Consider the following 9,684-nt stretch of genomic DNA (forward strand, 5'->3'; position numbering starts at 1 on the left):
TACCGTCAGATCATGACGTCCGACCCGAGCGCCCAGGGCCCGTTCCGGCAGCGCGCCCGCCGCGTGGTCCGCCCGCAGGGCCCGCCGACGCAGCCGCTGGCGATCCGCGGCCTGCAGAGCCGGTTGACGGCGGACGAGGAACGGCAGGTCCTGGACCTGATCCTGCGCACCGGCGACGCCATGATGGCGACGGGCGCGCCGGTGGCGGACGTGACGGCGGCGCTGCTGCGGCTCGCGGCCGGGTTCGGGGTGACGCGGCTGCAGGTCGATATCACGTTCATCTCGATCATCGCGTCCATCGACCGCGACGACGACCCGATCACGAAGGTCCGCGTCATCAACCTGCGCAACTCCGACTACAGCCGGCTGGCGGAGCTGTTCGACCTCGTCGACGAGGTGCATCGCGGCGGGGTCACCCTCGACGACGCGCAGCGGAAGCTGGACGACATCCTGGCGGCGCCGCATCCCTACCGGCGCTGGATCGTGACGCTGGCGCTGGGCCTGATGGCCTCGGGGGTGGCGCTGCTGCTCAACGGTGGCTGGCTGGTGGCGCTGGTCGCGGCGGCCACCACCATCGTCATCGACCGGACCCTGCGTGCGCTGCGCCGCTGGGGTCTGCCGTACCTGTTCCAGCAGGTCATCGGCGCCGGGCTGGCGACGGTGGTCGGGTTGGCGGCGTTGTGGGCGACGGACCGGTTCGGCTGGTCGCCGACGCTGCTGCCGCCGTCGCTGATCGTGGCGTCCGGGATCGTCGTGCTGCTGGCCGGGCTGTCACTGGTCGGCTCGGCCGAGGACGCCATCGCCGGCTACCCGCTGACGGCGGCCGCGCGGACATACGAGGTGGTGCTGCACACCATCGGGCTGGTGGTCGGCATCGGCGTCATGCTCGATCTCGGCCAGCGCGCCGGCATCCCGCTGACGATCCTCGAGCCGGGCACGCTGAACCTCCCGACCACGATCCAGATCCTCAGCGGCGGCCTCATCGCCGGCGCCTGGAGCCTCGCGTCGTACACGCGGGCGCGCACGATCCCGGTCGTGGTCGGCGTCGGCATGGTGGCGGCCGCGGTGCTGCTGCTGGGCCGTCAGGTGCTGGAGATCGGCCCGGCCGGCTCGTCCTTCCTCGCGGCGCTGGTGGTGGGCCTCATCGCCGGCGGACTGAGCGAGCCGCTGAAGACGCCGAACCTGGTCATCTCGGTGTGCGGCATCACGCCGCTGCTGCCGGGCCTGGCGATCTACAACGCGATGTTCCGCATGGTCGAGGGCGACGACGTCGTCGGCGGGACGGGACAGCTGATCGCCGCGTTCGGCATCGCGCTGGCGCTGGCCGCGGGCGTCACGCTGGGCGAGTTCCTCGCCACGCCGCTGCGCTCGGAGATGGACCGCTGGCAGCGCCGGGTCGCCCGCCGTGCCCGCGGCACCCGCAGCTGACCGGACGCAGGCGGCGGGCGGCCGTGAGCCGTCCCTGGAATCGGGGTGGTGCGCGCGGCCGGTTTCGGCCTAGGTTGGGGCGATGGAGGACGACGAGAGTCGATCCGAGGCGGCCGGCCGGGCGGCCGCCATCGTCGGTGCTGGTCCGGCCGGGCTGTACGCCCTCGCGGCGCTGGTCAAGGGCGAACTGTTCGACCGCATCGACGTGTTCGAGGCCGTGCCCGCGCCGTACGGCCTGGTCCGCTACGGCGTCGCGCCGGACCATCCGAAGACCCGCAACATCTCCCGGGTGCTGGCCCGCGGCTTCGAGCACACCCGGGTGCGGTTCCTCGGCAACGTGAGCGTGGGCCGCGACGTCACCGTCGACGAGCTGCGCGCCGGCTACGACGCCGTCGTGGTGTCCACCGGCATGCTCGGCGACCGCCGGCTGGGCATCCCGGGCGAGGACCTCCCCGGCTCGTACGGCGCGTCCGAGCTGGTCGCCTGGTACACCGGCCATCCGGAGGCGGGCGCCGTCGAACTGCCGGCGAACCTCACCACCGCGACGGTCATCGGCGCCGGCAACGTCGCCCTCGACATCGCCCGCATCCTCGCCAAGGACGCCGCCACGCTGCGCACCACCTCGATGCCGCGCCACGTCGTCGACGCGCTGGCCGCGAGCACCGTCACCGACGTCCACCTGGTCGCCCGGCGCGGGCCGGCGCAGGCCAAGTTCACCTCGCCGGAGCTGCACGAGCTGGGCGCCCTCGACGCCGTCGACCTCGTCGTCGACCCCGCCGACCTCGTGCTCGGCCCGGCCGACGAAGAGGCCGTGGCCCACGACCGCCACGCCAAGGTCACCGTCGACGTCTGCCGCGAGTGGTCCGAGCGGCCGGCCACCGGCGCGCCGCGCCGCATCCACCTGCACTACTGGCGCCGGCCGGCGCGCATCCTCGGCGACACCGCGGTCACCGGCATCGAGCTGGAGCCCACCCGGACCGGCGACGCTGCGCCGCTCACGCTGCCGACGCAGCTGGTCGTGCGGGCCATCGGCTACCACGGCACGCCGATCCCCGGGCTGCCGTTCGACGAGCGCAGCGGCACCGTCCCGTCGCAGGACGGACGGGTGCTCGACGACGGCGCGACGCTCGCCGGGGTCTACGTGACCGGCTGGCTGCGCCGCGGCCCCACCGGCGTCATCGCGACCAACCGCGGCGACGCCAACGAGGTCGCCGAGTCGGTGCTGGCCGACCTCGGCACCCTGCCGGACCGGCCGTCCGACCCCGACGGCGTCGACAAGCTGCTGGCCGAGCGCGGCGTCAGGGTTGTGACGTGGGCCGACTGGCTACGGCTCGAGGCACACGAGAAGGCGACCGGCGACGCCGCGGGCGGTGACCCGATCGTGGTGCACGACCTCGCCACCGCCCTCGCGGTCATCGACGCCGCCGGCTGATCCCGCCGACGGCCAGCGCCCCCGCTCCCACCAGCACGACCGCAGCCTGGCCGGACCGGGCGCCCGGCGCCGGCGTGCCGCTCTCGGTGCCGCCCGAGTCGGTTCCGCTCTCGGTGCCGCCCGCGTCGGTACCGGTGTCGGTGCCGCCGGTGTCGGTTCCGCCGTCGGTGCCCGGCGGCGGCTCCTCGGTCGGAGGCGGCGGCTCCTCGGTCGGAGGCGGCGGCTCCTCGGTCGGCGGCGGCTCCTCGGTCGGCGGCGGTTCCTCGGTCGGCGGCGGTTCCTCGGTCGGCGGCTGACCGCCCTCGTTGCCGTTCTGGTTGCCGTTGTCGTTGTCGTCCTCGTCGTCGTCCGGACGGTTGGGACGGTTGTTGCTCGGCCGGTCCTCGTCGTCGTTGCCGTTGTCCTCGCGGATGTTCGCGGCGTCGGGGAAGTCTTCCTCGGGCAGCCCCTCCAGCGCGCCCTCCATGAACGCCGTCCACGTGCGGCCCGGGTAGGCGCCACCGCTGAAGTGCGACATGCCGCCGACGCCGTCGAGCGACTCGGTGCCATCGCCGCGGAAGTACACGACCGACGCGGCCAGCTGCGGCGTGTAGCCGGCGAACCAGGCCGTCTTGTCGTCGTGGGTACCGGTCTTCGCCGCGACCGGGCGGTCGAGATCGCGTGCGACCTCGGCCGTGCCGGTACGGGCGGTCTCGGCGAGCGCGTAGGTGACGTCGTGGGTGACGTCCTCCTCGTACACCCGCTCCCCGGCCGGTTGCAGCTCGTGGGTGACCGCGCCGTCGCGGTCGACGATCTGCTGGATGGTGGTCGTGTTCGAGTGCAGGCCCTGGGACGCGAGCGTGGCGTAGGAGTTGGCCATGTTCAGCGCCGAGACGCCGCCGATGCCGATGGCGACCCGCGGGTTGAGGTTCGCGGACAACTGCTCGTCGTCGGGGAACCCGGCCCGGACCAGGGAGTCGGCCACCTTCTCGGCCCCGATCTCCATCGCGACGTCGACGAACGCGGTGTTGACGGAGTTCTCCATCGCGCGTTCCAGGCTGACGTTGCGGCCGTAGTCCTCGTTGCCCTGGTTGTTCACCGGCGGGCCCAGCTCGGGCGGGTCGAACGGCGAGTTGCCCCAGAACGTGCTGCGCAGCGAGTAGCCGTTCTCCAGCGCCGCGGCCAGCACGAACGGCTTCACCGTGGAGCCGGCCTGCGGGACGGCGTCGACGGCGTCGTTGTAGCTCTGCTCTACGGCGTCGGGCCCGCCGTACACCGCCACGACGGCGCCGTCGCCGGGCCGCACCGCCGCGAGGCCGATGCGCACGCCGTCGGCGTCCTCGGTGGGCCGCTCGTCCTGGATGGCCTGGATGGCCGCCGACTGCGCCTGCGTGTTGAACGTCGACGTGACCCGCAGGCCGCCGGTCTCGATCTCCTGCTCGTCGTAGCCCATCGCGACCAGCTCGTTGCGGACCATCATCAGCAGGTAGCCGTTGGGCCCGCCGTACCGGTTGACCTGCTGTTCGGGCAGGATCTCCGGCGCGACCGTGGCGTCGGCCGTGGCTTGGTCGACGGCGCCGGTCGTGACCATGCCGTCGAGCACGTACTGGAACCGCTGCGCGAACCGCTCCGCGTTCTCGGGGCCGAGCGTGGGGTCGTAGCGCGTCGGCGAGCGCAGGATCGCGGCCAGCGCGGCGCTCTGCGCGAGGTCGAGGTCGGCGACGTCGACACCGAAGTAGGACCGCGACGCGGTCTGCACGCCGTAGGTGGCGCGGCCGAACCAGATGGTGTTGAGGTAGTCGCCCAGGATCTGGTCCTTGTCGACGTCCTGGTCGATCTTCACCGAGATGACCAGCTCGCGCAGCTTCCGGGTGTAGGAGCGGTCCTGGGTGAGGTAGTAGTTCTTGACGTACTGCTGGGTGATCGTGGAGCCGCCGCCGGCGCTGGACGAGCCGGTCAGCGCGTCCCAGCCGGCCCGGGCCATGCCGGTGATCGAGAACCCGGAGTTCTCGTAGAAGCTGCGGTCCTCGGCGGCCACGACGGCCTGCTGGAGGGTCTCGGGGATCTCCTCGATGCCGACGATCTCACGGTTCTCGGCGCTGAACCGGCCCAGCTCGGTCTGGCTGTCGTCCCAGTAGACGATGGTCGACTCGGACGTGGAGAAGTCGTTCGGCTCGGGCACGTCGATCATCGCGAACGCGATGCCGATGGCCCCCGCGAACAGCAGGAACATGCCGAGCACGGTGAAGCCGAACACTTTCCAGTTGAAGATGCGGCGCCAGCCGGTCCGCTTCTGGCGGCCGGCTCGATAACGCGGACCACCCCGTTCGGGGTGGTCGGTGGTGTCGGCGGATTCGGCGTTCTCGGGTTCGGGTTCCCTGCTCATGACGTCTTCGATGGTACGTTGCGCGGTCTGGTCGCTCGGGCCACTGAGAAGACGGCCGGGACCGCCGTGGAGTTCCGGGCGGCCGGGCGACGCCGGTCACACCGTCGCCGCTGCGGCCCGCCCGGGGACGGGCACGGCGCAGCGACGTTCTCCGCCACCCCCGCGAGCGGAGACCACGTCTCGCCGCGCCCTGCCCGCCGACCCGGTATACCCGGTTCGTACCGGAATTGAAACCGAGGCCGGGGTCACATCACTGCGCGTGACCGTGCGCCCTCGCACCGAGTCGGCGCAGCGCCTCGGCGACGACGTCGTCCGCCTCGCCGCCGGCCGCGACCCGCACGCCGTCCTCGTCCCGGCCCAGCGGCTCCAGCGTGTCGAGCTGCGACTGCAGCAGGCTCGGCGGCATGAAGTGGCCCTTTCGCGCCCTCATGCGGACGGCGAGCCGCTCCGGGTCGACGTCGAGCTGGACGAACACGACCCCGCCGGACGCCTCGCGGAGCACGTCGCGGTACACCCGGCGCAGTGCCGAACAGGTGACGACGGCGGCGCGGCCCTGCCGACTTTCGCTCGTCAGCCAGTCACGCACAGTGGCGAGCCACGGCGCGCGGTCTTCGTCGGTGAGCGGCGTGCCGGCCGCCATCTTGGCGACGTTGGCCGCCGGGTGCAGGTCGTCGGCCTCGGCGAACGGCCGGCCGAGCGCGCCGGCGAGCCGGGTCGCGACGGTCGTCTTGCCGGAGCCGGACACGCCCATGACGACGATGTGGGGCGGAAGGGTCACGCGGACCAGCGTGGCATGGCCTGGCCGACAACGGAGGCGGCGTCCAGACTGGGGGCATGACCGACTCCGCGCCGGTGCGCGAACTCCGCCTCGTCGTCACCGTCCCCGACCACGACGCCGCCGTCCACTTCTACCGCGACGTGCTGGGCCTGCCCGAGCTGGCCGACTTCTCCTCCCCCGACGGCCGGGTCGTCCTGCTGGGCGCCGGCCGGGCCACGATCGAGATCGTCGACCACGACCAGGCCGAGTTCATCGACCGCGTCGAGGTCGGCGAACGGGTGGCCGGGCCGATCCGCGTCGCCCTGGAGGTCGACGACTCGGCGGCCACCACTCGACGCCTCGCCGACGCCGGCGCGACGGTCCTCGCCGAGCCGACGCGCACCCCCTGGGACTCCCTCAACGCCCGCCTCGACGCCCCCGGCGGCCTGCAACTCACCCTCTTCACCGAACTCGGCGACTGACGCCACTTCAATAGCCACGGTTGCGTTCCAGCGCACGGTTCGTCGGCGAGCGGACGTTGTCGGCGCCCGCCCGTAGGGTGGGAAGCCCTCCCAGCCGGGCGGGGACCGAACCCGGCCGAACGCACACGTCGCCACCGTGTCCCACCTGTCGCCGGGGCGAGGCAAACGTCGCCCAGCCCCTGTCAGTCGTCCGTCGCGCCCTTCGAACGGGCGTAGTGGCGGCGCGCCTTCGCACGGTTGCCGCAGATCTCCATCGAGTGCCACTTCCGGGCGTTGGCCCGGCTGTGGTCGACGAGGAAGTGCTGGCAGTCGTGCGCGGCGCAGGGGCGGATGCGCGACCCGTCCGGGCCCTGTAGCGCGGCCCACTCCTCGATGGCCCGCACCCCCACCGACCGGCCGGCGGGGACGTCGTCCTGCCAGCGGAGGCCGTCGGGGGTGAGCCGGGCGCGTCGCCGCATGACCTCGACCCACGGCGCCAGCGCCTCCAGCGGCGCCTCGCCCCGGATGACCGCGGCCAGGACGGACCGCACCTCGCGGGCGTCGGCGATCTCGGCGCGCGTGCCCTGAGCACCTCGCGACCGCAGCCACTCGCGGGCCGCGGCGTCGGAGCCCAGCTCGTCGTGCGGACCGTCGGGATAGACGATCCGCGAGTTCACCAGGTCCAGCAGCAACTCCGCCATGCCGCCATCCTAACCCCATCAACGTTCTTGACAGGTTGGAATAACCATGATTCGATCGATCTTGTAACCCCCACAAGCGCCCGAGCCAGTTAGAAGGAGTCCACGCCAATGCCGTACATCACCGTCGGAACCGAGAACTCGGCGAACGTCGACCTGTACTACGAGGACCACGGCACCGGGCAGCCGGTCGTGCTGATCCACGGCTACCCGCTCGACGGGCACTCGTGGGAGAAGCAGTCGGCCGCCCTGCTGGACGCCGGCTACCGCGTCATCAGCTACGACCGCCGCGGCTTCGGCCGATCCAGCCAGCCGACCACCGGGTACGACTACGACACCTTCGCCGCCGACCTCAAGACCGTCCTCGACACCCTCGACCTGCGCGACGTCGTGCTCGTCGGGTTCTCGATGGGCACCGGCGAGGTGGGCCGCTACCTGGGCACGTATGGCAGCGAGCGGGTCGCCAAGGCCGCCTTCCTCGCGTCGCTCGAGCCGTTCCTGCTGCAGACCGACGACAACCCGACCGGCGTGCCGGCGGACGTGTTCGCCGGCATCGAGCAGGCGGCGAAGTCCGACCGCTACGCCTGGTTCGACCAGTTCTACAGCGACTTCTACAACCTCGACGAGAACCTCGGCAGCCGCATCGGCGAGGCCGCCGTCCGGGCCAGCTGGAACGTCGCCGCCGGAGCGTCCTGGTACGCCTCCTTCGCCGTGGTGCAGAGCTGGCTGACCGACTTCCGGGCGGACATCGAGAAGGTCGACGTCCCGGCGCTGATCCTGCACGGGACGGCCGACCGGATCCTGCCGATCGACGCGACCGCCCGCGAGTTCGCCAAGCGGCTCCCGGACGCCGACTACGTCGAGATCGAGGGCGCGCCGCACGGCCTGCTCTGGACCCACGCCGACGAGGTCTCCGAGGCGCTGCTGGGCTTCCTGCGCAAGTAGCCAGCCGGCCGGACGAGGGGCGGCGGGGCCACGGCCCGGCCGCCCCTCGGCGCGTCCGGGCTTCGTAGGGTCGGGACATGAGGCGTGCGTGGGTCGCGGGTGTCCTGGGCGCCGTCCTGCTCTGGGGCGAGTACGAGCACTGGCGGGCGTCGTACCGCCGCCTCGGCGACGCGCCGACAGCGGGAGGCAGCGAGGCCGTCGTCGTCCTCGGGTACCGCGACGCGGGACCGCGGGCGAACGCGATGAACCGCTGGCGGGTCCGGGCCGGGCTGCGGTCGCGGCGGCCCGGCCTCGGCCCGTCCCGCCTGGTCGTCTGCGGCGGCAGCACCGCCGGGCCGGTCCCCGAGGCGACGCTGATGGCGCGGTACGCGCGGGCCGGGCGCGGCTACGACGGCGACCTGCGGCTCGAGCCGGACAGCCGCACCACCTGGGAGAACATCCGCAACGTCGCTCCGCTGCTGGCCGATGCCGACCGCATCAAGATCGTGTCGCACCCGCTGCACGCCGAGAAGGGCCGCGCCTACCTCCACCGCGCCCACCCGGAGCTGGCCCGCCGCCTGGTCCGCGGCGCGGACTACCGGTTCGGCGAGTGGATCCTGCTCAAGCCCGCACTGGCCGTGTACGGACGGCGCCGGTTGCGCCGCCTCGACCGCGGCGCGCGATGAGTTCCCGCCTCCGCCGCGGTCTACCCCGTCAGACCGACACAGGAGGCACGGGCGTGAGCGCACGGGTGCTGATGGACGGGATCGCGTTCGGCGAGTCGCCGCGCTGGCACGACGGCCGGCTGTGGTTCTCCGACTGGGGCGCCCACCAGGTCATCGCGGTCGACGACGATGGGCGGCACGAGGTGGTGGCGACGGTCGAGTCGTTCCCGATGTGCATCGACTTCCTGCCCGACGGCCGGCTGCTGGTGGTCGACTCCGCACGCCGCCTGCTGCTGCGCCGCGAGCCGGACGGATCGCTGGTCCCGCACGCGGACCTCGGCGGGTTCTCCGAGCACCCGTGGAACGACATCGTGGTGACGGCGGGCGGCGACGCGTACGTCAACGGCATCGGGTTCGACTTCCCGGGCGGCGAGTTCGCGCCCGGCCTCGTCGTCCGGGTCACGCCGGACGGCCGGGTCGACCACGTCGCCGGTGACCTCGCGTTCCCGAACGGCATGGCCGTCACCGCCGACGGCGGCACGCTGATCGTCGCGGAGTCGTACGCGAACCGGCTCACCGCGTTCCCGATCGAGGCCGGCGGCAGGCTCGGCGAGCGGCGGGTCTGGGCCGACACTCCCGGCGACCACCCCGACGGCATCTGCGTCGACGCCGAGGGCGCGGTCTGGTACGCCGACGTCGGCAACCAGCACTGCGTCCGGGTCCGCGAGGGCGGCGAGGTGCTGGCCACCGTCGACTTCGGCCGCGGCGCGTTCGCCTGCGCCCTCAGTCGCGGCGCCGACCCGCACCTCTACGTCGTCGGGCAGGACTTCACCGACCCGCCGTCACCCGAGCCCACCGGCCGGCTGGTCGCCTACCCGGCGCCCGCACCGGGCGCCGGCCGCCCCTGAGCCCACCCGGACCGGGCCGCGACCAGACCGGCTCCCCCCCCCGGGG

At 73.0% G+C, this 9,684-nt stretch carries 9 protein-coding genes; 6 read left to right on the forward strand and 3 right to left on the reverse strand.

What is annotated here, in order from left to right:
• Nucleotides 1-12 precede the first annotated feature (12 nt).
• On the forward strand, nt 13-1,428 hold the full coding sequence (locus ACW62_RS13385; RefSeq protein WP_053204588.1) for a threonine/serine exporter family protein: 1,416 nt from the start codon (nt 13-15) through the stop codon (nt 1,426-1,428).
• A gap of 82 nt (nt 1,429-1,510) precedes the next feature.
• The gene (locus ACW62_RS13390; protein ID WP_053204589.1) at nt 1,511-2,860 is read left to right on the forward strand and encodes an FAD-dependent oxidoreductase; all 1,350 of its coding nucleotides are present in this window, start codon (nt 1,511-1,513) and stop codon (nt 2,858-2,860) included.
• Here ACW62_RS13390 and ACW62_RS13395 read toward each other — a convergent pair.
• Both ACW62_RS13395 and ACW62_RS13400 read right to left on the reverse strand, forming a co-directional pair.
• The gene (locus ACW62_RS13395; protein ID WP_053204590.1) at nt 2,841-5,225 is read right to left on the reverse strand and encodes a transglycosylase domain-containing protein; all 2,385 of its coding nucleotides are present in this window, start codon (nt 5,223-5,225) and stop codon (nt 2,841-2,843) included. The genes ACW62_RS13390 and ACW62_RS13395 overlap by 20 nt on opposite strands.
• Nucleotides 5,226-5,475: 250 nt before the next feature.
• Nucleotides 5,476-5,976, reverse strand: a complete 501-nt coding sequence (locus tag ACW62_RS13400) for a gluconokinase (RefSeq protein WP_053204591.1) — start codon at nt 5,974-5,976, stop codon at nt 5,476-5,478.
• Nucleotides 5,977-6,059: 83 nt separating this feature from the next.
• Here ACW62_RS13400 and ACW62_RS13405 point away from each other — a divergent pair, with 83 nt between their 5' ends.
• Nucleotides 6,060-6,464 carry a VOC family protein gene (locus ACW62_RS13405; RefSeq protein WP_053204592.1) on the forward strand — a complete coding sequence of 135 codons (405 nt, stop codon included), beginning with the start codon at nt 6,060-6,062 and terminating at the stop codon, nt 6,462-6,464.
• Nucleotides 6,465-6,646: 182 nt separating this feature from the next.
• On the opposite strand, the gene ACW62_RS13410 is transcribed toward ACW62_RS13405, so the two are convergent.
• Entirely contained in the window at nt 6,647-7,144 is a 498-nt protein-coding gene (locus tag ACW62_RS13410) for a CGNR zinc finger domain-containing protein (RefSeq protein WP_053204593.1), read from the reverse strand.
• Nucleotides 7,145-7,252: 108 nt separating this feature from the next.
• Here ACW62_RS13410 and ACW62_RS13415 point away from each other — a divergent pair, with 108 nt between their 5' ends.
• The 3 genes from ACW62_RS13415 to ACW62_RS13425 all read left to right on the forward strand — a co-directional run bounded on the left by ACW62_RS13415 (nt 7,253) and on the right by ACW62_RS13425 (nt 9,638).
• A complete protein-coding gene (locus tag ACW62_RS13415; RefSeq protein WP_053204594.1) occupies nt 7,253-8,086 on the forward strand; it encodes an alpha/beta fold hydrolase in 834 nt (277 codons plus the stop codon).
• Between the two features lie 77 nt (nt 8,087-8,163).
• Nucleotides 8,164-8,751 (forward strand): YdcF family protein, encoded by a 588-nt coding sequence (locus ACW62_RS13420; RefSeq protein ID WP_053204595.1) that lies wholly within the window; start codon nt 8,164-8,166, stop codon nt 8,749-8,751.
• Between the two features lie 53 nt (nt 8,752-8,804).
• Nucleotides 8,805-9,638, forward strand: a complete 834-nt coding sequence (locus ACW62_RS13425) for an SMP-30/gluconolactonase/LRE family protein (protein ID WP_205629321.1) — start codon at nt 8,805-8,807, stop codon at nt 9,636-9,638.
• The last annotated feature ends 46 nt before the right edge of the window (nt 9,639-9,684 follow it).

The organism is Jiangella muralis, assembly GCF_001270745.1.
In the GTDB taxonomy this organism is placed as follows: Bacteria; Actinomycetota; Actinomycetes; order Jiangellales; family Jiangellaceae; genus Jiangella; species Jiangella muralis.